Below are 22,080 nucleotides of genomic sequence, written 5' to 3'. Positions count from 1 at the left end.
CATTCAGGATGTTTCCAAGGTCCGGCCTGCTCATTAGGAAGGTGACCCATGCGTATCGATCGTTTAACCAGCAAATTACAGTTGGCCCTGTCCGATGCCCAGTCCTTGGCCGTCGGCCTGGACCATCCCGGCATCGAACCGGCGCATTTGATGCAGGCCATGCTCGAACAGCAGGGCGGCTCCATCAAGCCGTTGTTGATGCAGGTCGGCTTTGACGTCAACAGTCTGCGCAAAGAACTGGCCAAAGAACTCGACCAGTTGCCCAAGATCCAGAATCCGACGGGCGACGTGAACATGTCCCAGGACTTGGCGCGGCTGCTCAATCAGGCTGACCGCCTGGCCCAGCAGAAGGGCGACCAATTCATTTCCAGCGAACTGGTGCTGCTCGCCGCCATGGACGAGAACAGCAAGCTCGGCAAGTTGCTGCTTGGCCAAGGGGTGAGCAAGAAAGCCCTGGAAAACGCCATCAACAACCTGCGGGGGGGCGAAGCGGTCAACGACGCCAACCACGAGGAGTCGCGCCAGGCGCTGGACAAGTACACCGTCGACCTGACCAAACGCGCCGAGGAAGGCAAGCTCGACCCGGTGATCGGTCGCGACGATGAAATCCGCCGCACGATCCAGGTGCTGCAACGCCGCACCAAGAACAACCCGGTGCTGATCGGCGAGCCAGGCGTGGGTAAAACCGCCATCGCCGAGGGCCTGGCCCAGCGCATCATCAACGGCGAAGTGCCGGACGGCCTCAAGGGCAAGCGCCTGTTGTCCCTGGACATGGGGGCCCTGATCGCCGGAGCCAAGTATCGTGGCGAGTTCGAAGAACGGCTCAAGGCATTGCTCAATGAACTGTCCAAGCAGGAAGGGCAGATCATCCTGTTCATCGACGAACTGCACACCATGGTCGGTGCGGGCAAGGGCGAGGGTTCGATGGATGCCGGCAACATGCTCAAGCCTGCGTTGGCCCGTGGCGAGTTGCACTGCGTCGGCGCGACCACGCTCAACGAGTACCGCCAATATATAGAGAAGGATGCGGCCCTTGAGCGGCGCTTCCAGAAAGTGCTGGTGGAGGAGCCGAGCGAGGAAGACACCATCGCCATCCTGCGGGGCCTTAAAGAGCGCTACGAAGTCCACCACAAGGTGGCGATCACCGACGGCGCGATCATCGCGGCGGCCAAGCTCAGTCACCGCTACATCACCGACCGTCAATTGCCGGACAAGGCCATCGACCTGATCGATGAGGCGGCCAGCCGCATCCGCATGGAAATCGATTCCAAGCCCGAAGTGCTGGATCGGTTGGAGCGGCGCCTGATTCAACTCAAGGTCGAATCCCAGGCCCTGAAGAAAGAAAGCGACGACGCGGCGAAGAAACGGCTGGAAAGGTTGCAAGAAGAAATCGTTCGTCACGAGCGTGAGTATTCCGACCTCGAGGAGATCTGGAACTCGGAGAAGGCTGAGGTCCAGGGTTCTGCGCAGATCCAGCAAAAGATCGAACAGTCCCGGCAGGAACTGGAAGCGGCTCGCCGCAAAGGCGACCTCAACCGCATGGCCGAGCTGCAGTACGGGGTGATCCCGGACCTGGAGCGCAGCCTGCAAATGGTCGACCAGCACGGCAAGAGTGAGAACCAATTGCTGCGCAGCAAGGTGACGGAGGAAGAAATCGCCGAAGTGGTTTCCAAGTGGACCGGCATTCCGGTCTCGAAAATGCTCGAAGGCGAGCGCGACAAGTTGCTGAAGATGGAAGGCCTGCTGCATCAGCGCGTGATTGGCCAGGAAGAGGCGGTGGTTGCGGTCTCCAACGCCGTGCGCCGCTCCCGTGCCGGGTTGTCGGACCCCAATCGTCCGAGCGGCTCGTTCATGTTCCTCGGCCCGACCGGTGTCGGTAAAACCGAGCTGTGCAAGGCGCTGGCCGAGTTCCTCTTCGACACGGAAGAGGCCATGGTGCGCATCGACATGTCCGAGTTCATGGAGAAACATTCCGTGGCGCGGCTGATCGGTGCTCCACCGGGTTATGTCGGCTATGAAGAGGGCGGTTACCTGACCGAGGCAGTGCGTCGCAAGCCGTACTCGGTGATCCTGCTCGATGAGGTCGAGAAGGCGCACCCGGATGTGTTCAACATCCTGCTGCAAGTGTTGGAGGATGGCCGGCTGACCGACAGCCACGGGCGTACGGTGGACTTCCGCAACACGGTGATCGTGATGACCTCCAACCTGGGCTCGACGCAGATCCAGGAACTGGTGGGCGACCGCGAGGCGCAGCGTGCGGCGGTGATGGACGCGATCTCTATCCACTTCCGGCCGGAGTTCATCAACCGGGTCGACGAAGTGGTGATCTTCGAGCCATTGGCCCGTGATCAGATTGCCGGCATCACCGAGATCCAGTTGGGTCGCCTGCGCAGTCGCCTCACCGAGCGCGAGTTGAAACTGCAATTGAGCGATGAGGCGTTGGACAAGCTGATTGCGGTGGGCTACGACCCGGTCTATGGCGCACGGCCGCTGAAACGGGCGATCCAGCGCTGGATCGAAAACCCGCTGGCGCAGTTGATCCTGTCCGGTCGCTTCATGCCGGGCGAAACCGTGACCGGTACGGTGGAGCACGACGAAATCGTCTTCAACTGATAGCCGAGACTGTCGGCGATTGAAATGACCTCGCCTTGCGAGGTCATTTTTTTCATCAGGCCGTTGAACTCAAAGGAAAAGGCTTGTAAAGTGCGCCCCGCAGTACGTCACCCCAAGGGCGACTTCCCACTGGGAAGGAATCCAAAATAAGTTGCAAATCATTGTCTTGAAAGCAATTTAAGGGGTTGACAGAGGTTTTGAAAATTGTAGAATAGCGCGCCTCAGACACACGAACGCAGCGATGCGCAAGGGTAGAAGAGGTTGAAGCTAGCTTCAACGTTGTAACTTGAAATATCAGTTCCGTGATAGCTCAGTCGGTAGAGCAAATGACTGTTAATCATTGGGTCCCAGGTTCGAGTCCTGGTCACGGAGCCATTTCAATCGGGGTATAGCGCAGTCCGGTAGCGCGCCTGCTTTGGGAGCAGGATGTCAGGAGTTCGAATCCCCTTACCCCGACCATATTTGGGTCGTTAGCTCAGTTGGTAGAGCAGTTGGCTTTTAACCAATTGGTCGTAGGTTCGAATCCCACACGACCCACCATTTTTGAAACCAGCTCGCTGGAATCGAATCTTAAGATCAGAGGCCAAAAGCGCTGATCGAGGAAGGCGACTTGCGAAGGTCGCCTTTTTTTTACCGGGGTATAGCGCAGTCCGGTAGCGCGCCTGCTTTGGGAGCAGGATGTCAGGAGTTCGAATCCCCTTACCCCGACCATATTGAAAATCCTCGTATCGAAAGATACGGGGATTTTTTTTGCCTGCCAAAAAGTGAACTGACTTAAGTCATCGTACAACCTGCCGATAACCTACCGACAGGGGCATGGCCCCATCTCAGGCCAACAATAAAAAAGGCACCGTTATGTTTCTTCGTCAGTTGAATATCGCCCCTCGTGCCGCATTGGGTTTTGCCTTGATCGCGGTGTTGGTGGCGTTGCTCGGGGTGTTTGCGCTGGGGCAGATGTCGAGCATTCGTGACAGTGAAGTCGCCGTGGAAACCCAATGGCTGCCCAGCATTCGCGGGGGCGATGAGATCCGCGAGTGGATGTTGCGAATCCGCACCATTTCCCTGCGCATGGCCTTGGACCAGGATCCGAAGAACATCCCGGTGTACCGCGGACAAATGGACACGCGCGACAAAGAACTGGGCGAAAAAATCGCCGCCTACGAAAAACTCGTCGTGACGCCTGAAGGTAAGGCCCTCTACGACCAGTTCAAGCAGACCTTTGCCGCTTACCGTACCGGTATCGCGCAGTCTTTCACCTTGGCAGAGCAGGGCCGTCGGGACGAACTGGTCAAGCTGCTGCTGGTGGACATGAAGACTGTGGTGGACGGTTCCGGCAAGCAGCTCAACGACCTGGCGGAGTTGTTCTCCAGGCAGGTGTCCATCGAGAGCCAGAAGTCCCAGGAGCACTACGCCAATTCCCGCATGATCGTCAGCCTGTTCATTGTGCTGGCCGCCCTGGCCACGGTGGCCTTGGCCATGCTGCTCACGCGCAGCATCGTCAAGCCCTTGGGCGAGGCGCTGAATGCGGCGCAGAGCGTCGCACAGGGTGACCTGACCCGACCGATCCAGACCCATGGCAACGACGAAGTGAGCCGCTTGCTCAAGGCCTTGGCGGCCATGCAACAGAATCTGCGCGAGACGCTGCTGGGCATCAGCGGCTCAGCCGCGCAACTGGCCACCGCGGCCGATGAACTGAACGCGGTCACGGTCGACAGTACCCACAACCTGCAGCAACAGAACAACGAAATTGAACAGGCCGCCACGGCGGTCACCGAAATGACCACCGCTGTGGAGGAGGTCGCGCGCAATGCGGTTTCCACCTCCGATGCCACGCGCCAGTCCAGTGAGTCGGCGTCTCTTGGGCAGCAGCGGGTCAGCGACACGGTCGAAGCCATCGGCGTCCTTGCCAGCGATGTACAGGTGACAGGTGGCCTGGTGCAATCCTTGGCCAACCAGTCGCAGGACATCGGCAAGGTACTGGACGTGATCCGCGCCATCGCCGAGCAGACCAACCTGCTGGCCCTCAACGCGGCCATTGAGGCGGCCCGGGCGGGAGAGAGCGGGCGTGGGTTTGCGGTGGTGGCGGACGAAGTCCGGGCGCTGGCTTATCGCACGCAGCAATCGACCCAGGAAATCGAGCAAATGGTCCAGGGCATGCGCAGCGGTGCGACCCAGGCACTCGATTCCATGCAGGCCAGTTCCAGTCGCGCCGCCAGCACCCTGGCCATGGCGGAGCGGGCCGGAGAGGCGCTGCACACCATTACGGCGTCGGTGCATCAGATCCACGAGCGTAACCTGGTGATCGCCAGCGCCGCCGAAGAGCAGGCGCAAGTGGCCCGCGAGGTCGATCGCAACCTGGTGAACATTCGTGATTTGTCGGTGCGTTCGGCTTCCGGCGCGGACCAGACCAGCGCGTCCAGCCATGAGTTGTCGCAACTGGCGAATTCGTTGCGCACGATGGTGCAGCGGTTTCAGGTTTGATCGGTGGATAGCTCGGACAAAGATCCTGCCCGAGCTTAAGTATTGATTGGGCCGCCCTCATCGCGAGCAAGCTCGCTCCCACAGTTGATCGCGGTCACCCTGTGGGAGCGAGCTTGCTCGCGATCGCGGTGGATCATTCAGCATCAGTATTGCTGATCCCGCGCAATCCTCAGTGCAACTTGAGCCGAGGCTCGGTACCACGTCCGATCTTGCTGCCCAGCATCAGCATGGCCGTGCGGAACATGCCGTACAGCGCCATCTGGTGCATGCGGTACAGCGACACGTAGAACATCCGCGCCAGCCAGCCTTCAAGCATCACGCTGCCGGTCAGGTTGCCCATCAGGTTGCCCACCGCCGAGAAGCGTGACAACGAAATCAGCGAGCCGTAGTCGGTGTACTTGTATTCGGGCAAGGCCTTGCCTTCGATCCGCAGCTTCAGGGATTTGGCCAGCAGCGAGGCCTGCTGGTGCGCGGCCTGGGCGCGGGGCGGAACGTTGCGATCGCTGCCGGGTTGCGGGCACGCGGCGCAGTCGCCGAAGGCGAAGATGTTCTCGTCGCGGGTGGTCTGTAGCGTCGGCAGCACGTGCAACTGGTTGATCCGGTTGGTTTCCAGTCCGTCGATATCCTTGAGGAAGTCCGGTGCGCGAATCCCGGCGGCCCAGACTTTCAAGCTCGCGTCGATCACTTTGCCATCCGCCGTCATCAGGCTGTCGGCGGTCACCTGGCTCACGGCGGCGTTGGTCATGACGTTGACCCCGAGCTTCTCCAGGGTTTTGTGCACCGGTCCGCCGATACGCTCCGGCAGTGCTGGCAAGACTCGTGGCCCGGCCTCGATCAGGGTGATGTGCATGTTCTCCGGTTTGATCCGGTCCAGGCCGTAGGCGTGCAGTTCGTGGGCGGCATTATGCAGCTCGGCCGCCAGCTCGACTCCGGTTGCACCGGCGCCGACGATGGCGACGCTGATGCGTTCGACGGTATCGGTCTGCCCGGCGTGGGCACGCAGATAGTGGTGGAGCAATTGCTGATGGAAGCGCTCGGCCTGCTTGCGGGTGTCGAGGAACAGGCAATGCTGCGCCGCGCCTTCGGTGCCGAAGTCATTGGTGGTGCTGCCGACAGCGATCACCAGGGTGTCGTAGCCCAATTCCCGGGCCGGCAGCAACTCGACGCCTTCCTCGTCATAGGTGGCGGCCAACTGGATTCTCTTGCGCTCGCGGTCCAGGCCGCTCATGCGCCCCAGCTGGAACTCGAAGTGGTTCCATTTTGCCTGGGCGACATAGTTGAGTTCGTCTTCGGAGGAGTTGAGGGAGCCGGCGGCCACTTCATGCAGCAGGGGTTTCCAGATGTGGGTCAGGTTCGCGTCGACCAGCATCACACTGGCCGTGCCACGCTTGCCCAGGGTCTTACCCAGGCGGGTAGCCAACTCCAGGCCGCCGGCGCCGCCGCCAACGATGACAATACGATGAGTCATGGGGATATCTCGCAAGGCTAAAGGAATTCGGTGCCGTTACCCGCGCGAGCGCCAAGCGGCTCATAGCGTCAGGTAACTGATCAGTCGGCTCAACAGGCCCAGGCCAATGGTGATGGCCAGCACCACCACCAGGAGCATCCACGGCCGGAAAGGCCGGCGCTCTACTCGGTGCTGGGACAGTTGCAGGTACTCTTCGACATGCTTCTGGTCTTCTGGGTTCAGGCGGCTGGTCATAAAGGCCTCGTCAGGTAGACGTTGCGGAATGTGAAGGCGTTACAGCGTCCGGCTAGCCGGCATTGAAAACAGCGTAGCCGCTCGCCGGAACCGGTTCGACGGTCAGGCTGTCGTCGAGGCGAATGATTCCACTTTTTAACACCCGGACGGTGATTCCGCCATGGCCGCGTACGGCCTGGAACGTACCTTCGCCGAGGTTTCGCTCCAATCGGGCGCAGGGCTGGCACCAGCCGGTGGTTTCAAAGATCGCCTGGCCGATGCGAAAGCGCCGGCCCTTGAGGCTGAACAGGTTGATGCCACTGACCACAATATTGCGCCGCAACTCCTGTGGCAGCACGGGCCGGTCTTCGGGACGGGCCATAAGCGAGCCGATCACGGCCAGGTGCTCCCATTGGATCAGCGTCACTTGCCGCGCGTTGCGGATACCGGGGCGGGCGTGATCGCCGGTCAGTCCGGCTTCCAGGCGGGCCTCCACGGCGTCCAGTTCGATCATCGGCGCGTGGCCCTGGGGGCGCACGCCAATCCAGCGTACGCGGCCTTGCTGCGGCACGGCGGCGATCAGTTCCTGCAACGGGCTCACAGGCTGATCCCGACATCGAACACGATGCTGCGCCCCAGGTTGCTCCGCAGGAAGTCGGGGGCATCGGGGTGGGCGAACAGCACCCGGGCAAACGTCGGCCCCACCAGTGACAGCGAGCGCCAGCCCTGGCGCAGGTATTCGGTCGGTGGTGGAAAGTGACTGTTGAGGTCCAGCACCTCGCGCTTGAGGCTGGCGAAGGCGATGATGTCCAGGTCGCCCAGGTCCATGCCGCGCTCGGTGTAGTTGTGGGCTTTCTTGCGCAGGGTCGGGGCCAGGCGCATCAGGAATTCATTGGCCGGGATTCGTCGAGGCTTGGCTTCGCGACGCACCAGTTGGCTCAGGGAAAACGCGCTGCGGCGGCGTTGCAGTTCATCGCGCCATTCGTCATTGAGGCGGCGGCCCTCGTCGAGCACGAAAAACACTTCGAAATTGGCATCGCGAAACAACACGTCCGGCGGCTCACCGGCAGGGGCGAACTCGTCGGCGCGGTAAGGCACGTTCAGCCCTTGCAGCAGACGCTGGCAGACCCAACGCTCACGCTCCCATTTGCGGGCATTGGAGAGAAAGGCATTGGCTTGCTCGGCCGCGATGGTCAGCAGGCGTAAATAATCGGAGTCATCCATGACCCCAAGCTTAGCGTTCAATTGTGGTCAAAAAAATAAACTGTGTTGCGAAACCCCGGGTTTTTACAGTCGCAGGCTGTCATGGCGAACATAATCGTGCGATGGCATGCGGATAAGGCCCTATTCCTTCAGGCACTCATCCAGGAACCTCACCACAGTCCCCATGCAAGCCATGCGCTCCTCGATATGGGGCATATGGCTGGAGTTTTCGAACAATGCCCAGCGAATGTCCGGAACATGGTCCAGGTAGGGTTTGACCACCGTTGGCGTGGCTTCATCGTATCGGCCTGAGATCAGCAGGGTGGGTACGTTGATCTGCGACAGGCGATCAACAATGGACCAGTCTTTCATGCTGCCTATCACATGGAATTCGGTGGGCCCGTTCATGGCGTGATAAACAGTGGGGTCAGCATCAATCTGGTCGAAAGTACGGGCCACTTCGTCTGGCCAGGGGGTGACTCGGCAGACATGACGGTCATAAAAAACGCGAGCTGCCTCAAGATACTCGGCGGACTTCAGCGTTCCAGCTCGCTCATGCTCAAGGAGTGTTTGCTGCACGTTGTCCGGGAGAAGCTGGCGCAAGCGGTTGGCTTCAAGGACCCAGGTGTGCATGTCCGCCGGGGAGTTGGCGACAATCAACGCGCGCAATCCCGCAGGCTGAAGTACGGCATGTTCACTGGCCAACATACCGCCCCAGGATTGTCCCAGGAGTGCGTAATTGTCTCGGATGCCAAGATGATCCAGCAGATTCTGCAGTTCATCGAGAAAGAGCGCCACGTTCCAGAACGAGGGCGCTTTTTCCGGCAGGTGGGTTGAGTGGCCATTACCCAGTTGGTCGTAATGAATCACCGGATACCCACTGCTGGCCACATCCTTGAAGGCATCGACATAATCGTGTGTGCAGCCTGGACCGCCATGCAAGACTACCAGCGGCGTACAACCGCGGGTGAACTCGCCTGTGATGCGATACCAGGTCCGGTAGGGACCAAAAGATGCAAAGCCTTCGCGTATTGGGAGAAATTCCATTTCGTGCCGCTCTCTGAAAACCGTGCGGCACACAATACCGAGGACCCGTCCTGGGAATAACTAGAGAAAAAGATAGGTTTTTGCCCTGTTTCAGCTATCGAGCAATCGATAATGCACCGCTCTAACCACGGCTTGCACCCGATTCTTGGCGCCAAGCTTGTGCATTGCAGACGTCAGATGGAGGGTGATGGTCGCCAGGGAGCGATTCAGTTGCCTGGCGATATCGGCAGTCGTCAAACCCTCGGCGGCCCACCTCAAGCATTCACGCTCGCGTTTGGTCAGGCGCACCGGGCATACGTGGGCTTCCTTGCTGAGCAGGGGAAAAGCGGCCTCTTGCAGGGCGTGGGAAATCAGGCTGAAGTCTCCCAGGGTCTGGCGGACGTGCTCTAGAGTGCTCCCGCTGATATCTGAACGCAGGCCTGTCAATGTCGCGAAGCCACCCCTGGGCAAGTGTATTGGCACCGTCACTCCACAGGTCATTCGAGAGTCTTGCAGATAACTCACCACTGGCGCATGGCTCTGGCCGATGAACGACTGCAGCACCGTATCGGCCTCCGCTCGATAGGACCAGACAAAGGGAGAAACGGCATTGACCGCCAGATGCTGGACGGGATCGATCTGGTAATAACCCTCCTTGCACCAGAGCGAATACCAATCATGGGGGGTGTTGCGCAACTTGAGTACAGAAGGGGTGATCAGTGCCCCCTCATGATCGAGCGGCACCGGGCTGTAGTCATACACCAGGGCTTCGAAGCCCAGTGCCTGGACCATCAGCAAGGCGTTATCCATCTGTTCGTCCAGATTCCTGCCGGACAAAAGACGGGTATTGAAGTCAGACAGCTTGACCTGCATCCATTCAGCTCCCTTATTAATTTCAATCCTGAAATCGTGCAAGTAGAATGCCACGCCTGAGCGAGGGACTGCCAGATCAAACCTATAAGAATTGCTAGCTTATGGGCGCGTAGCTTCCTCGGTAAGGTTTAGCCAAATGGCGGTACCTGAGCAGGAGAGCAAAGATGTGGCGTGAGATCGAGCCAGACCAGCGATACGACGTGGAAGTCGATGGCCACAATCTGGTGGCGTATGGCTTTGGTGAGGGCGATGAGGTGCTGTTTTGCCTCAATGGGGGGCCGGGTCTGCCCTGCGATTATCTGCGCGATAGCCATGGCTGGCTCAAGGAAAAGGGCTTGCGGGTCATCGCTTTCGATCAGTTGGGCACCGGTGCTTCGAGCCGGCCTACTGACGAATCCCTATGGGATATCACGCGTTATGTCGCGGAAGTTGAAACAGTCCGCAAAGCCCTCGATCTGGGCAAGGTGCACCTGCTTGGGCATTCCTGGGGTGGCTGGCTGGCGATCGAGTATGCCATTCATCATCCCCAATCGCTGAAAACGCTGATCCTGGAAAATACCGCCGGCGATATTGTGCACCTGTCCCAGGAGCTGGAGCGTCTGCGGGGGGCTCTCGGCAGTGAGACGGTCGCCATGATGCGTCGCCATGAAGCCATGGGTACCTTGGATCACCCGCAATACCAAGCCGCCATCACCCTGCTCAACTACCGGCATGTCTGCCGCCTGGATGAGTGGCCGGCACCAGTGGCACGCTCCTTGGATAACTGGAACATGGGGCCTTACGTCACCATGCAGGGCCCCAACGAGTTTCTCTACACCGGCAATCTGAAGAATTGGAACCGCCTTGAACAGATGCGCGGCTTCGAAATGCCGGTGCTGATCACCACCGGGCAGCACGATGAACTGACGCCAGCCTGCGCAATGCGCATGAAAATGGTGCTCAAGGATGTCGAGCTGCATGTTTTTCCCAACAGCAGCCATATGCCTTTCTACGAAGAGCCTCAAGCCTATTTCCCAGTGTTGCTGGATTTTCTGCAGCGTCATCGGAGCTAGCCCATGAACCTGGCGCGCTACCGTTTTATCCTGTCGCGTCCGCTGCAGTTATTGCCGGTGCTGTTTGGCATCAGCGTGATCACTTTTGTGCTCGTGCGTTCAATCCCTGGTGATCCGGCTCGGGCACTGTTGGGCTCGCGCAGCACACCGGATGCACTGATCAGGATTCGTGCCCAGTACGGTCTCGATCAGCCGTTGTGGATGCAGTACTTCTACTTTCTCAAAAATCTGTTCAAGGGCGATCTCGGCCAGTCGCTGCTCTATAAGGTCGATGCCTTGAAGCTGATCAGTACCCGTATTGAGCCGACACTGTTTTTAGTGCTCGGCAGCGTACTGTTGGCGCTGCTGATCGCCGTGCCGTTGGCAACCGTGGCTGCACGCAATAAGGGGAGCTGGAGCGACCACCTTATCCGTCTGTTCACCACCGTCGGTCTCGGCATGCCGGCGTTTTGGCTGGGGATCATGCTGATCCTGCTGTTGAGTGTGCAGTTGGGACTGTTCCCAGTCTCTGGGTATGGGCGCACAGGGTTGGACAAGCTGCATCACATGGTCTTGCCGTGCCTGACCATTGCCTTGGCATTATCCGCCGTTTTGGTGCGCAACCTGCGAGCCAGCATGCTCATGGAGCTGCAAGCCGATCACGCTACCGCCGCGCGGGCCCGGGGCTTGTCCGAGCGTGCGATATTTCGTCGTCATGTGCTGCCCAATTCGCTGGTGCCGGCAGTCAACCTGCTGGCGGTGAACATTGGCTGGCTGATCAGCGGCACCGTGGTCATCGAAAGTCTGTTCGCCATCCCGGGTCTCGGCCAATTGCTGGTACGTGGCATCTTCACTCGCGATTACATGGTGGTACAAGGCGTGGCCATGGTGCTGGCCTGTGCCACCGTTATGGTCAATTTCCTCGCCGATATGCTGACTGTGGCGATTGATCCTCGGGTGAACATGCGATGAGCTATCAGGCCGGGATTGCGGCTTGGCGTTTTCGCCTGCGTTTTGGCATGCGCAACGCCCGCCTGGCGACCGTGCTGGGTCTGGTCATTCTGTTTGGCTGGCTGTTGCTTGCGCTCTTTGCACCGTGGGTAGCGCCTTTTGATCCGATCGCCCAGGACACCGACATTCGCCTGTTGGGGCCGAGTCTGACGCATCCGTTCGGTACGGATAACTTCGGCCGAGATATTCTTTCCCGAGTGATCTGGGGAGCTCGCATCGACTTGCAGATTTCGGTAATAGGCGTGATTTTCCCGTTCTTGATCGGCACCTGCATCGGGGCTTTTTCCGGCTACATCGGCGGGCGTTTCGACACAATTTGCATGCGCCTGATCGACATCATCCTGGCCTTCCCTTTCCTGGTGCTTATGTTGGCAATCATGGCCCTTCTCGGCCCAGGCCTGAGCAGCTTCTATGTCGCTATGGCGCTGGTGGGCTGGGTGTCTTATGCACGGTTGATTCGTTCGCAGATCCTGGTGCTCAAGGACAGCGATTTCATCCTGGCGGCCAAAAGCCTGGGTTTCGGCCACGGGCGCATTCTGTTTCGGCATCTGTTGCCCAATGCCATGTTCGGTTCGATCGTATTTTCCATGTCCGACGCGGTGCTGGTATTGCTCAACGGGGCAGCGGTCAGCTACCTCGGCCTGGGGGTCCAGCCCCCCACCGCCGAGTGGGGCACGATGGTCGCCGAAGGCCAGAGTTTCATCACCAGTGCCTGGTGGATCTGCACCTTCCCGGGGTTGGCGATCGTCAGCCTGGCAATGGGCTTCAGCCTGCTGGCCGATGGTGTCGCCGAGCATCTCGGAGAGCGCTCATGAACACACCAGTGCTACGTGTTGAGGAACTCAGCGTGATCGCGCGCAACGGTGAGCGTGACGTCACACTGGTAGATCGTTTGTCATTTGACCTGGCCGAAGGCGAAATCCTCGGCCTGGTCGGTGAAAGCGGTTCAGGCAAGACGATGGCCTGCCGGGCCTTGATGCGTTTATTACCCTCTTCGAACCTGTTGGTTCAGGGCAAGGCCGTGCAACTGGCCGGTGAGGATTTGCTGCAACTGGATGAGGCCGGCATGCGTGGCATACGTGGTCGACGGCTGGGGATGATTTTTCAGAACCCCGCCAGTCATCTTGACCCGTTAATGCGTATCGGCGAACAGATAGGCGAGGGCATACGCCTGCACCAGGGGGCATCCAGACGTGAAGCTCGGGCCATGGCCATTGATGTATTGCGTCAGGTGGGCATCCCCGACCCGCTGCGGCGGGTCGACAGTTACCCTCATGAGTTTTCCGGTGGCATGCGTCAACGAGCCATGATCGCCGTGGCATTAGGCTGTAACCCCCAGGTGTTGATCGCCGATGAGCCAACCACTGCCCTGGATGTCACCGTACAGGCACAAATCCTGCGCCTGTTATTGGATTTGCGCGACCAGCGTGGACTGTCGATCATCATGATCACCCATGACCTGGGGGTGGTGGCCCAGACCTGTGATGCCATCGCGGTGATGTATGCCGGCCGGCTCTGCGAGCACGGCAGGAAGCATGATCTGCTGGCTCGCCCCCGCCACCCCTATACGGCCGCTCTGATCGACTGTCAGCCGGCTGCCAGCACCGGCCATGCCATGCTCAGAACCATCGCCGGCCAACCCCCGCTGCTGGATGCGCTGCCCACCGGCTGCCGCTTCAATCCACGCTGCCCCCGGCAAGCTAGCCGGTGCACGAAGTTGTTGCCGCAGATGCAAGTCATGGCGAAGGAGCAGCGAGTGGCCTGTCATTACCCGTTGCCTGCGGGAGACCCATCATGACGCTGTTGCAAGTGAAGGATTTGCAGGTGCGCTTCGCCGCACCGGGCAGCGGTCTGTTCGGCATCAACAGGCAATGGGTGCAAGCGGTCAACGGTGTATCGTTGAGTTTGGCCGCTGGGCAAGTGCTTGGGTTGGTGGGCGAATCGGGCAGTGGCAAAAGCACCCTCGGTCGGGCCATCTTGCGCCTCAATGACATGACCGCCGGACAAATCCTGTTCGATGGCGTGGATATGGCCCAAGGCGGGAGGCTTGACATCGAGCGCCTGCGCCACGAGACCGCGATGATCTTCCAGGATCCTTATGCCGCCCTCAATCCGCGGCTGAGCATTGGTGAGACCCTTGCTGAAGTGCTGCGCGTGCGGGGCACGGTCGCGGCGCCGCTGATTCGCCAACGGGTCGATGAATTGCTGACACTGGTCGGCCTGAGGCCGGAGCTGGCCAGGCGCAAGCCGGGTTCGTTGAGCGGTGGTCAATGCCAGCGTGTGGGTATCGCCCGGGCGCTGGCCATCGAGCCGCGATTGATCATCGCCGATGAATGCGTGGCCGCGCTGGACGTCTCCATCCAGGGGCAGATCATCAACCTGTTGCTGGAACTGCGCCAGCGCATGAATCTGGCGATTCTGTTCATTGCCCATGATCTTGCGATCGTTCGGCGATTGTGTGATCGGGTGGCGGTGATGTACCTCGGTCATATCGTTGAGGAGGGCCCCACCGAGGCCGTGTTTGGATCCCCCCGCCATCCTTATACCGCCGCGCTGATCCAGTCCATTCCACAAATCGATCCGACTCGCCCCTTGCTGGGCGACCCCCTGCCGGGCGAGCCACCCAGTCCTCTGAATATTCCGTCCGGTTGTGCCTTTCACCCACGTTGCCGGTATGCACAACCGATCTGCGCCGTGACACCGCCCCCCCTCCATGACCTCAATGGACATCGTTACCGCTGTGTGCTCGGGGAGCCATTGCTTTAACAACACATCAATCAAAAGGAAGTTTGACCATGAGATCGAAGCATCTGAAGCTGTTGACCGCCGCTACGCTGACCGTTTGCACCCTTGCAGCCGGTGTCTCCCAAGCCGCAGGTGTATTGACCATTGGTTGTCGTGAGGAAAGTACGACGTTCGACCCGATCAAAAGCGCGCAGAACCGTGATAACTGGGTGTTCTCCAATGTCTATGATGTGTTGGTGCGTGTCGACAACACAGGCACCCAACTGGTACCAGGGTTGGCCGAGAGCTGGAAAGTGTCCGACGATGGCCTGACTTATACCTTCAAACTACGTTCGGCCAAGTTCTCCGACGGCTCGCCGATTACCGCCAGCGATGCGGTGTTCAGCCTGTTGCGCATTCGCGACAACAAAGCATCGCTGTGGAGCGACTCTTACAAGATTATCGACAAGGCTCAAGCGTCTGACCCGCAGACACTGGTGGTGACACTCAAAACGCCGTCAGCGCCATTCCTCTCGCAACTGGCATTGCCCAACGTCTCCATCCTGTCGCAAAAAGCCATGGAAAAAATGGGTGAGGAGGCTTATGCCCAGGAGCCCGTCGCGTCTGGCGCCTTTATCGTCAAGGAGTGGTTGCGGGGCGATCGCGTGGTGCTGGAGAAGAACCCGAATTTCTGGCAAGCCGACAAGGTGAGTCTGGATGGCGTGGAGTGGATTTCCATACCCGACGACAATACGCGGATGCTGAAGGTGCAGGCGGGTGAACTGGATTCAGCCATCTTCGTTCCCTTCTCCCGCGTCGAAGCCCTGCAAAAGGATCCCAACCTGGTCGTACACCTGGATCCGTCCACCCGGGAGGATCATTTGCTGATCAACCATGAGCATGGGCTGCTGGGCAAACCTGAAGTGCGTCAGGCCCTGGATATTGCGATCAACAAGAAATCCCTGGTTGATACCGTGACCTTCGGCCATGGCCAGGTGGCTTACTCCTATATCCCTAAAGGCGCGCTGTATCACAACGCCGATAACCTGCAGCGTCCGTATGACCCGGAAAAAGCGAAAAAAATGCTCGCGGATGCAGGCGCTTCAGGCTTGAAGCTCAACTATGTCGTCAATGCCGGCAACGAGGCCGACGAGCAGATCGCCGTACTGGTTCAACAACAGCTCGCAGCAGTGGGCGTGACTGCTACCTTGCAGAAAGTCGACCCGACCCAGAGCTGGCAAATGCTGATCGACGGCGAGTACGATCTGTCAGTGATGTACTGGACCAACGACATCCTCGACCCTGACCAGAAGACCACCTTCGTGCTGGGCCACGACACCAACATGAACTACATGACCCGCTACAAGAACGACAAGGTCAAGGATTTGGTCGCTGCCGCACGGGTCGAAGTCGACCCGACCAAGCGCAAGCAGATGTATACCGACCTTCAGGCGATAGCCAAGCAGGACGTCAACTGGATCGATCTCTATTACAGCCCGTACATCAATATTTCGCGCAAGAACATCGAGCATTTCCAGCAAAATCCCCTGGGGCGTTTTTCCCTTGAGGAAACGGTGAAGAACTAACCTTGGCGGCACCGCCACTGGCAGTTTGAATCCCGAGGTGATCATGGTGTCTGTGCTGCAAGGACGCACGAAAGGAGGAACGCCATGATCGGTGCCGAGCTGCTCTCACCGCAGACCCTGGCGGGCGGCTGGCTGATCTACGTACCGGCGTTGGCCTGGGCCGTGGCGCGGGCGCCGTGGGTCGAGCTGTTTGCCGACAGCCGTCGCCAACACCTGTTGTTCGGCACAGTGCTGGCGTTATTCATGCTCTGGCTGGTGCGACGGGATTTCGATACGGGGGTCTCGTATCATTTCATCGGCATGACCGCCGTGACCCTGTTGCTGGACTGGCCGTTGGCGATCCTGGGAGGCCTGTGCGCGCAGCTTGCGCTGGTGCTGTTGGGCCGCCAGGACATGGCGGCGGTCGGGGTCAACGGTGCGTTGCTGGTCCTGCTGCCGGTGCTGGTCACCGAGGGTTGCGCAATCCTGGTGGAGCGTGCCCAGCCACGCAATCTGTTCGTGTATATCTTCTGTTCGGGGTTTCTCGCCGCCGCACTTTCGGCGTTGGCGTGCCTGCTGCTGGGGCTTGGCCTGCTGTGGTACGACGGGATATTCGCCATGCCTTACTGGCTGGAGGATTTCATCGGCTACCTCTGGTTGATCATCTTCCCCGAGGCGTTCATCAACGGCATGGTGATCAGTGCGTTGGTGGTGTTCAGTCCCGAATGGCTGGAGACCTTCAACCGCACGCGCTATCTGTCGGCGCCCTGGAACGATGATGACAAGCCTTGATTCACGTCAAGGCTGCCTCATCTCACGCCCTTCATGCTCTGGAAAACTTCCAGGAGCACAACCATGAGTGTCTATGAGTGGGCGAGACAAGAGATCAGGCGTAGCCACGACGCCGCAATGGAGATCGGCTTTGACCCGGGCTTGAGTCTGCGTGCCTTGCTCAGTGCAATCGTGCAGCAGAGCAAGGCAGTGCGCAGTGCCGAAGACCTGGCCGACGAGCTGAGTTTCCTGGCGGAAAACCTCGATGACGAACAGGACTACGGTTTCATGCGGCCTTGATGGCGAATGCTGCACACCCAAGAAAACGATGACTCTGTGGTGAGGGGATATCCCCTCGCCACAAGGATTCAGGCCTGTCCTGAGTGAGCGACACTGCCTTAATGCCGGGGCTCGAAATCTTCGCTGAACAGCTCATCCTCGGCGTCGGGGCTGACCGGGATCTTGTGTTCTTCCGACGCCCAGGCACCCAGGTCGATCAGTTTGCAGCGATCGGAACAGAACGGCCGGAATGTGCTCTCCGGGCTCCATTCCACGGGGGCGCCACAGGTTGGGCAATCAACGGTTGGGGTTTGGCTCATGATTGGCCTCCACGCAAAGTAAGGTAAAAGTGATGCAGGCGCTCGACCTCGCTGTGCAGCCAGGCGAGGTCGCGATCATTGACCACCACGTCGTCGGCATGGCTCAGGCGATCCTGGCGGCTGGACTGGGCCTTGAGGATCGCCTGGACCTGCTGTTCGCTGGTCTGGTCGCGTTGCAACGTACGTTCGATCTGCAGCTGTTCCGGCGCATCGATCACCAGGATCCGCTGGGTCATGGCGTACTGCCCTGACTCGATCAGCAGTGGCGATACCAGGATCGCGTAGGGCGATTGTGCCTGGGCCAGATGATGGGCGATTTCCTCGGCGATCAGCGGATGCAGCAGCGCCTCGAGCCAACGGCGTTCATCGGCATTTTCGAAGATCAGCTTGCGCAGCGCCGCCCGGTCCAGGGCGCCGTCGGCCTGCAATACGCCCGGGCCGAAGTGCTCGGCGATTGTCGCCAGCGCCGGACGCCCGGGTTCGACCACCCAGCGTGCCGCATGGTCGGCGTCGATGACGTGCACGCCCAGGTCGATGAAGTGCTGGGCCGCCGCGCTCTTGCCGCTGCCGATGCCACCGGTCAGGCCGAGAATCCAGGGTTTTTCCAGAGGGGTATTCATTAGAAACCGACAGACTGCCAATAGAAGTCGGTTATTTGACCACCCCAGAGCAACGCAATCCAGCCGGCAATGGCCAGATAAGGTCCGAAGGGGATCTGTGTCGATCCGGGGGCGTCACGCAGACGCAGCACAATGACCCCGATAATGGCGCCCACCAGCGACGACAACAGCAGCGTCAACGGCAGGATCTGCCAGCCACCCCAGGCGCCCAGCATCGCCAGCAGCTTGAAATCCCCGTAGCCCATGCCTTCCTTGCCTGTGATCAGCTTGAACACCCAGAACACCGACCACAGCGCCAGGTACCCGGCCACCGCGCCCCACATCGCCCGGTCCAGGGAGACGAACAGCCCGAAGCTGTTGACGATCAGGCCCAGCCACAACAACGGCAGCACCAGGGTATCGGGCAGCAATTGATGCTCGGCGTCGATCAGGCTCATGGCCAGCAGGCCCCAGGTCAGCACCATCACCGTCGCGGCCTGCCAGCCAAAGCCGAAATGCCAGGCGACGAACGCCGACAACGCGCCGCAGGCCACTTCGGTCAGGGGATAACGCTTGCCGATAGGCGCGGCGCAGTTCGAACAGCGGCCGCGCAGCATCACGTAGCTGAGCACGGGGATGTTTTCCCAGGCGCGGATGCGATGGTCGCAGTGCGGGCACTGGGAATGGGGCAGCATGAGGTTGTAGACCGGGCCCGGGGTTTCGGCCGGCAGGCCCAGCAGGTCGTGGGCTTGCAGGCGCCATTCGCGGTTGAGCATCTTCGGCAGGCGCCACACCAGCACGTTGAGGAAGCTGCCGACGATCAGGCCGAGCAATGCCGCAACGAGCACGAAAGCCAGGGGGTACAGCACGAGAAATTCGCTCAGGGGCATGTCAGATCGCAGAGCCGAGTTGAAAGATGGGCAGGTACATGGCGACCACCAGGCCACCCACGACGACCCCCAGGATCACCATGATGAAGGGTTCCATCAGGCTGGTGAGGTTGTCCACCAGATTGTCCACTTCGGCTTCATAAAAACTCGCCACTTTGTCGAGCATGTCATCCAGCGCGCCGGATTCCTCGCCGATGGCGGTCATCTGGATGGCCAGGTTCGGAAAGATCCCTGACGCGCGCATGGAGAAATTCAGTTGCATGCCGGTGGAGACATCCTGGCGGATGCGCTGCACGGCGCGCTTGAACACCACGTTGCCGGTGGCGCCCGATACCGAATCGAGGGCTTCGACCAGCGGCACGCCAGCGGCGAATGTGGTCGAGAGCGTGCGAGCAAAGCGCGCCACCGCGGACTTGTACATCAAGGTGCCGATCAAGGGGAGCTTGAGCAGCCACTTGTCTCGCCAGTCACGAAACGCCTGGGAACGCTTGAGGGCATATTTCACCCCGAAAAACGCCCCGGCCAAGCCGCCCAGCAGCATCCACCACCATTGCTGCATGAATTCCGACAGACCGATGACCATCACCGTGAAGGCCGGTAGCTGTGCGCCGAGCCCTGAAAAGACCGATTCGAATTGCGGCACCACCTTGACCAGCAGGATGCCAGTGACGACCGCTGCGACGAGTATCACCGCCGTCGGATAGGTCATGGCTTTCTTGATCTTGGCCTTGAGGGCTTCGCTCTTTTCCTTGTAGGTCGCCACCCGATCCAACAGTGTATCCAGGGCACCGGCCTGTTCACCGGCATCCACCAGGTTGCAGTACAAATCGTCGAAGTACTGCGGGCATTTGCGCAGCGAGGCGGCGAAGCTGTTGCCCGCGGCGACCTCCTGTTTCACCTCGTCCACCAGCTTGCGCATGTTGGCGTTGTCGAAGCCTTCTCCGATGATGTCGAACGCCTGCAACAGCGGCACGCCAGCCTTGAGCATCGTTGCCATCTGACGGGTGAAGAGGGCAATGTCCAGCGGCTTGATGCGCTTGCCCTTGCTGAATATCGAGGTGGATTTCTTGCGCACTTTCTGCGGGTTGATGCCTTGTTTGCGCAGTTGTGCCTTGACCAGGGCCGGGCTCTGGCCGGTCAGTTCGCCAGTCATTTTCGCGCCTTTGCGGTCTTTGCCTTCCCACGTATAGACGTCGGTTTTCACTGCCTTGACCGCCATGCTCAATCCTTGGTGACCCGGTTGATTTCTTCGAGGCTGGTAACGCCCTGCATCACTTTGAGCAGCCCCGATGTGCGCAGGTCATTGAAGCCGTCCTTGCGCATTTGCAGATCGATTTCCAGCGAGTTGCCCTCGGCCATGATCAACCGTTGCAGCTCGGGCGTGTTCCTGACCACTTCGTAAACCCCCACGCGCCCTTTGTACCCGTGGTTGCACTGTTGGCAACCGACCGGCTCATAGATCGTGAATGTGCCGATGCGTTCCCGGGGGAAACCTTCCTTGAGCAAGGTTTCCTCGGGAATCTCGATGCTCTTCTTGCAGTGGTTGCACAGCTTGCGCGCCAGCCGCTGGGCGATGATCAGGTGCACGGCAGTGGCGATGTTGAACCCCGGAATGCCCATGTTCTGCAAGCGGACCAGGGTTTCGGCGGCGCTGTTGGTGTGCAAGGTGGAGAGCACCAGGTGCCCGGTCTGGGCGGCTTTGATGGCGATTTCGGCGGTTTCCAGGTCGCGGATCTCACCGACCATGATCACGTCCGGGTCCTGGCGCAGGAACGAGCGCAGGGCCTGGGCAAAGTCGAGCCCCTGGCGCGGGTTCACGTTGACTTGGTTGATGCCTTCCATGTTGATCTCCACCGGGTCTTCGGCGGTGGAAATGTTGATGTCCACGGTGTTGAGGATATTCAGCCCGGTGTACAGCGACACGGTCTTGCCCGAGCCGGTCGGGCCGGTCACCAGGATCAGCCCTTGCGGTTGCTTGAGGGCGGCCATGTACAGGTCTTTCTGTTCCGGTTCGTAGCCCAGGGCATCGATGCCCATTTGCGCGCTGGACGGATCGAGGATCCGGATCACCACCTTTTCGCCCCAGAGCGTGGGCAGGGTGTTGACCCGGAAGTCGATGGACTTGGTTTTCGACAGACGCATTTTCAGCCGGCCATCCTGTGGCTTGCGTCGCTCGGAAATATCCAGGCTGGCCATGACCTTGAGGCGGGCGGCGATGCGGGTCGCCAATTGGATCGGTGGCTTGGCCACTTCCTGCAGCATGCCGTCGGTGCGCACTCGTACGCGATAGCTCTTTTCGTAGGGTTCGAAGTGCAGGTCGGAAGAGCCGCCCTTGATCGCGTCCAGCAACATCTTGTTGACGAAGCGCACCACGGGCGCGTCGTCGGTGTCCTGGCCGGCGATGGAATCCTGCCTGGTGTCGTCGATCGATTCGATGTCCAGGCCGTCGAGGTCGACATCGCCCATGCCTTCCAGGCCCGTGCTACTGGATTCGAAGAACTTTTCGATGGCGTCGCTGAGCTTGTCGTCCTCCACCAGGATGGCTTCGGTGGTCAGGCCGGTGCTGAACTGGATGTCGTTGATGGCCTGGTGGTTGGTAGGGTCGGAAATGCCAACGAACAGCTTGTTGCCGCGCCGCCACAGTGGCAGGGCGTGGTGCTGGCGCACCAGTTTTTCGCTGACCAGCCCCGTGGGCTGGGCTTCCTTGTCCAAGCTGTTGAGGTCCAGCAGGGCCACGCCGAAATGCTCCGAGGCGATCTCCGCGACCTGGCGGCTTTGGACCAGTTTGTTCTGCACCAGGTAGCTGACCAGGGGGATGCGACTGCGTTGGGCCTGTTGATACGCCTGTTGCGCACTTTGCTCGGTGAGCAGTTCGGCCATCACCAATTGCTTGGTCAGACCGCTGAGGGCGATGTCGTTCATGGGGATACCGGACGCGGACAGTTCATGACTTATAGCCTAGTCAAGCATCGACGCCAAACCAGCGGGGCTGGGTGACAAAAAACGTCAGATA

Annotated in this window: 21 protein-coding genes and 4 tRNA genes; 14 read left to right on the top strand and 11 right to left on the bottom strand. The window is 59.8% G+C overall.

Annotated features, from left to right (window positions below):
- The first annotated feature begins 48 nt into the window (after positions 1–48).
- From clpB to ACMTA2_RS31580, 6 genes are all read left to right on the top strand, one after another.
- Complete coding sequence (gene clpB / locus ACMTA2_RS28095; protein WP_413792690.1) at positions 49–2,613, top strand: ATP-dependent chaperone ClpB; 2,565 nt, start codon at positions 49–51, stop codon at positions 2,611–2,613.
- Positions 2,614–2,912: 299 nt separating this feature from the next.
- Positions 2,913–2,988: transfer RNA gene (locus ACMTA2_RS28090), tRNA-Asn, on the top strand.
- Between the two features lie 7 nt (positions 2,989–2,995).
- Positions 2,996–3,072: transfer RNA gene (locus ACMTA2_RS28085), tRNA-Pro, on the top strand.
- Between the two features lie 5 nt (positions 3,073–3,077).
- Positions 3,078–3,153 (top strand) — tRNA-Lys (locus ACMTA2_RS28080).
- 94 nt (positions 3,154–3,247) lie between these two features.
- Positions 3,248–3,324, top strand: a tRNA-Pro gene (locus tag ACMTA2_RS28075).
- Positions 3,325–3,468: 144 nt separating this feature from the next.
- The gene (locus tag ACMTA2_RS31580; RefSeq protein WP_490166886.1) at positions 3,469–5,094 is read left to right on the top strand and encodes a methyl-accepting chemotaxis protein; all 1,626 of its coding nucleotides are present in this window, start codon (positions 3,469–3,471) and stop codon (positions 5,092–5,094) included.
- A gap of 169 nt (positions 5,095–5,263) precedes the next feature.
- Here the strand turns inward: ACMTA2_RS31580 and ACMTA2_RS28060 are convergent, their stop codons facing one another.
- From ACMTA2_RS28060 to ACMTA2_RS28035, 6 genes are all read right to left on the bottom strand, one after another.
- Positions 5,264–6,562, bottom strand: coding sequence for an NAD(P)/FAD-dependent oxidoreductase (locus ACMTA2_RS28060; protein WP_413792689.1), 1,299 nt, complete (start codon positions 6,560–6,562; stop codon positions 5,264–5,266).
- Positions 6,563–6,622: 60 nt separating this feature from the next.
- Entirely contained in the window at positions 6,623–6,796 is a 174-nt protein-coding gene (locus ACMTA2_RS28055) for a DUF3094 family protein (RefSeq protein ID WP_076386361.1), read from the bottom strand.
- Between the two features lie 52 nt (positions 6,797–6,848).
- Complete coding sequence (locus ACMTA2_RS28050; protein WP_413792688.1) at positions 6,849–7,376, bottom strand: MOSC domain-containing protein; 528 nt, start codon at positions 7,374–7,376, stop codon at positions 6,849–6,851.
- On the bottom strand, positions 7,373–7,999 hold the full coding sequence (locus ACMTA2_RS28045; RefSeq protein WP_003205682.1) for a DUF1780 domain-containing protein: 627 nt from the start codon (positions 7,997–7,999) through the stop codon (positions 7,373–7,375). Before ACMTA2_RS28045 ends, ACMTA2_RS28050 begins: the two co-directional genes overlap by 4 nt.
- A gap of 120 nt (positions 8,000–8,119) precedes the next feature.
- Positions 8,120–9,025 (bottom strand): proline iminopeptidase-family hydrolase, encoded by a 906-nt coding sequence (locus ACMTA2_RS28040; RefSeq protein WP_413792687.1) that lies wholly within the window; start codon positions 9,023–9,025, stop codon positions 8,120–8,122.
- 90 nt (positions 9,026–9,115) lie between these two features.
- Positions 9,116–9,877 (bottom strand): LuxR family transcriptional regulator, encoded by a 762-nt coding sequence (locus ACMTA2_RS28035; protein WP_413792686.1) that lies wholly within the window; start codon positions 9,875–9,877, stop codon positions 9,116–9,118.
- A 164-nt stretch (positions 9,878–10,041) separates the two neighbouring features.
- On the opposite strand from ACMTA2_RS28035, the gene ACMTA2_RS28030 reads away from it, so the two are divergent.
- The 8 genes from ACMTA2_RS28030 to ACMTA2_RS27995 all read left to right on the top strand — a co-directional run bounded on the left by ACMTA2_RS28030 (position 10,042) and on the right by ACMTA2_RS27995 (position 17,279).
- On the top strand, positions 10,042–10,929 hold the full coding sequence (locus ACMTA2_RS28030; protein ID WP_413792685.1) for a proline iminopeptidase-family hydrolase: 888 nt from the start codon (positions 10,042–10,044) through the stop codon (positions 10,927–10,929).
- A gap of 3 nt (positions 10,930–10,932) precedes the next feature.
- Positions 10,933–11,880 carry an ABC transporter permease gene (locus tag ACMTA2_RS28025; protein WP_413792684.1) on the top strand — a complete coding sequence of 316 codons (948 nt, stop codon included), beginning with the start codon at positions 10,933–10,935 and terminating at the stop codon, positions 11,878–11,880.
- Entirely contained in the window at positions 11,877–12,734 is an 858-nt protein-coding gene (locus ACMTA2_RS28020) for an ABC transporter permease (protein WP_413792683.1), read from the top strand. The genes ACMTA2_RS28025 and ACMTA2_RS28020 overlap by 4 nt, the downstream gene beginning before the upstream one ends.
- Positions 12,731–13,717, top strand: coding sequence for an ABC transporter ATP-binding protein (locus tag ACMTA2_RS28015; protein ID WP_413792682.1), 987 nt, complete (start codon positions 12,731–12,733; stop codon positions 13,715–13,717). The genes ACMTA2_RS28020 and ACMTA2_RS28015 overlap by 4 nt, the downstream gene beginning before the upstream one ends.
- Positions 13,714–14,685, top strand: coding sequence for an ABC transporter ATP-binding protein (locus tag ACMTA2_RS28010; protein ID WP_413792681.1), 972 nt, complete (start codon positions 13,714–13,716; stop codon positions 14,683–14,685). Before ACMTA2_RS28015 ends, ACMTA2_RS28010 begins: the two co-directional genes overlap by 4 nt.
- A 29-nt stretch (positions 14,686–14,714) precedes the next feature.
- Positions 14,715–16,229, top strand: coding sequence for an ABC transporter substrate-binding protein (locus ACMTA2_RS28005; RefSeq protein WP_413792680.1), 1,515 nt, complete (start codon positions 14,715–14,717; stop codon positions 16,227–16,229).
- An 84-nt stretch (positions 16,230–16,313) separates the two neighbouring features.
- The gene (locus ACMTA2_RS28000; RefSeq protein ID WP_413792679.1) at positions 16,314–17,000 is read left to right on the top strand and encodes an energy-coupling factor ABC transporter permease; all 687 of its coding nucleotides are present in this window, start codon (positions 16,314–16,316) and stop codon (positions 16,998–17,000) included.
- Between the two features lie 63 nt (positions 17,001–17,063).
- Entirely contained in the window at positions 17,064–17,279 is a 216-nt protein-coding gene (locus ACMTA2_RS27995; protein WP_092333756.1) for a hypothetical protein, read from the top strand.
- A gap of 98 nt (positions 17,280–17,377) precedes the next feature.
- Here ACMTA2_RS27995 and yacG read toward each other — a convergent pair whose 3' ends face one another.
- Genes yacG through pilB form a run of 5 tightly spaced genes read right to left on the bottom strand, consistent with a single transcriptional unit; the run spans position 17,378 to position 21,989 of the window.
- On the bottom strand, positions 17,378–17,578 hold the full coding sequence (yacG, locus tag ACMTA2_RS27990; RefSeq protein WP_041476151.1) for a DNA gyrase inhibitor YacG: 201 nt from the start codon (positions 17,576–17,578) through the stop codon (positions 17,378–17,380).
- Positions 17,575–18,198 carry a dephospho-CoA kinase gene (gene coaE, locus ACMTA2_RS27985; protein ID WP_413792678.1) on the bottom strand — a complete coding sequence of 208 codons (624 nt, stop codon included), beginning with the start codon at positions 18,196–18,198 and terminating at the stop codon, positions 17,575–17,577. The genes yacG and coaE overlap by 4 nt, the downstream gene beginning before the upstream one ends.
- Positions 18,198–19,067, bottom strand: coding sequence for a prepilin peptidase (locus ACMTA2_RS27980; RefSeq protein WP_413792677.1), 870 nt, complete (start codon positions 19,065–19,067; stop codon positions 18,198–18,200). The genes coaE and ACMTA2_RS27980 overlap by 1 nt, the downstream gene beginning before the upstream one ends.
- A 1-nt stretch (position 19,068) precedes the next feature.
- Positions 19,069–20,286 (bottom strand): type II secretion system F family protein, encoded by a 1,218-nt coding sequence (locus ACMTA2_RS27975; protein ID WP_413792676.1) that lies wholly within the window; start codon positions 20,284–20,286, stop codon positions 19,069–19,071.
- A 2-nt stretch (positions 20,287–20,288) separates the two neighbouring features.
- Entirely contained in the window at positions 20,289–21,989 is a 1,701-nt protein-coding gene (gene pilB / locus ACMTA2_RS27970) for a type IV-A pilus assembly ATPase PilB (RefSeq protein ID WP_413792675.1), read from the bottom strand.
- Positions 21,990–22,080 lie beyond the last annotated feature (91 nt).

It is taken from the genome of Pseudomonas medicaginis, from assembly GCF_965119365.1.
In the GTDB taxonomy this organism is placed as follows: domain Bacteria; phylum Pseudomonadota; class Gammaproteobacteria; order Pseudomonadales; family Pseudomonadaceae; genus Aquipseudomonas.
This window is presented reverse-complemented; position numbering and strand designations above follow the sequence as displayed.

Coding starts and splice junctions, on each gene's coding strand:
- ACMTA2_RS28015 (WP_413792682.1), top strand. CDS start 12,731: ATGAACACACCAGTGCTACGTGTTGAGGAACTCAGCGTGATCGCGCGC.
- ACMTA2_RS28000 (WP_413792679.1), top strand. CDS start 16,314: ATGATCGGTGCCGAGCTGCTCTCACCGCAGACCCTGGCGGGCGGCTGG.
- ACMTA2_RS28060 (WP_413792689.1), bottom strand. CDS start 6,562: ATGACTCATCGTATTGTCATCGTTGGCGGCGGCGCCGGCGGCCTGGAG.
- ACMTA2_RS27995 (WP_092333756.1), top strand. CDS start 17,064: ATGAGTGTCTATGAGTGGGCGAGACAAGAGATCAGGCGTAGCCACGAC.
- ACMTA2_RS28035 (WP_413792686.1), bottom strand. CDS start 9,877: ATGCAGGTCAAGCTGTCTGACTTCAATACCCGTCTTTTGTCCGGCAGG.
- clpB (WP_413792690.1), top strand. CDS start 49: ATGCGTATCGATCGTTTAACCAGCAAATTACAGTTGGCCCTGTCCGAT.
- ACMTA2_RS28025 (WP_413792684.1), top strand. CDS start 10,933: ATGAACCTGGCGCGCTACCGTTTTATCCTGTCGCGTCCGCTGCAGTTA.
- ACMTA2_RS27980 (WP_413792677.1), bottom strand. CDS start 19,067: ATGCCCCTGAGCGAATTTCTCGTGCTGTACCCCCTGGCTTTCGTGCTC.
- ACMTA2_RS28030 (WP_413792685.1), top strand. CDS start 10,042: ATGTGGCGTGAGATCGAGCCAGACCAGCGATACGACGTGGAAGTCGAT.
- ACMTA2_RS28010 (WP_413792681.1), top strand. CDS start 13,714: ATGACGCTGTTGCAAGTGAAGGATTTGCAGGTGCGCTTCGCCGCACCG.
- pilB (WP_413792675.1), bottom strand. CDS start 21,989: ATGAACGACATCGCCCTCAGCGGTCTGACCAAGCAATTGGTGATGGCC.
- ACMTA2_RS27975 (WP_413792676.1), bottom strand. CDS start 20,286: ATGGCGGTCAAGGCAGTGAAAACCGACGTCTATACGTGGGAAGGCAAA.
- yacG (WP_041476151.1), bottom strand. CDS start 17,578: ATGAGCCAAACCCCAACCGTTGATTGCCCAACCTGTGGCGCCCCCGTG.
- ACMTA2_RS28045 (WP_003205682.1), bottom strand. CDS start 7,999: ATGGATGACTCCGATTATTTACGCCTGCTGACCATCGCGGCCGAGCAA.
- ACMTA2_RS28005 (WP_413792680.1), top strand. CDS start 14,715: ATGAGATCGAAGCATCTGAAGCTGTTGACCGCCGCTACGCTGACCGTT.
- ACMTA2_RS28040 (WP_413792687.1), bottom strand. CDS start 9,025: ATGGAATTTCTCCCAATACGCGAAGGCTTTGCATCTTTTGGTCCCTAC.
- ACMTA2_RS28020 (WP_413792683.1), top strand. CDS start 11,877: ATGAGCTATCAGGCCGGGATTGCGGCTTGGCGTTTTCGCCTGCGTTTT.
- ACMTA2_RS28055 (WP_076386361.1), bottom strand. CDS start 6,796: ATGACCAGCCGCCTGAACCCAGAAGACCAGAAGCATGTCGAAGAGTAC.
- coaE (WP_413792678.1), bottom strand. CDS start 18,198: ATGAATACCCCTCTGGAAAAACCCTGGATTCTCGGCCTGACCGGTGGC.
- ACMTA2_RS31580 (WP_490166886.1), top strand. CDS start 3,469: ATGTTTCTTCGTCAGTTGAATATCGCCCCTCGTGCCGCATTGGGTTTT.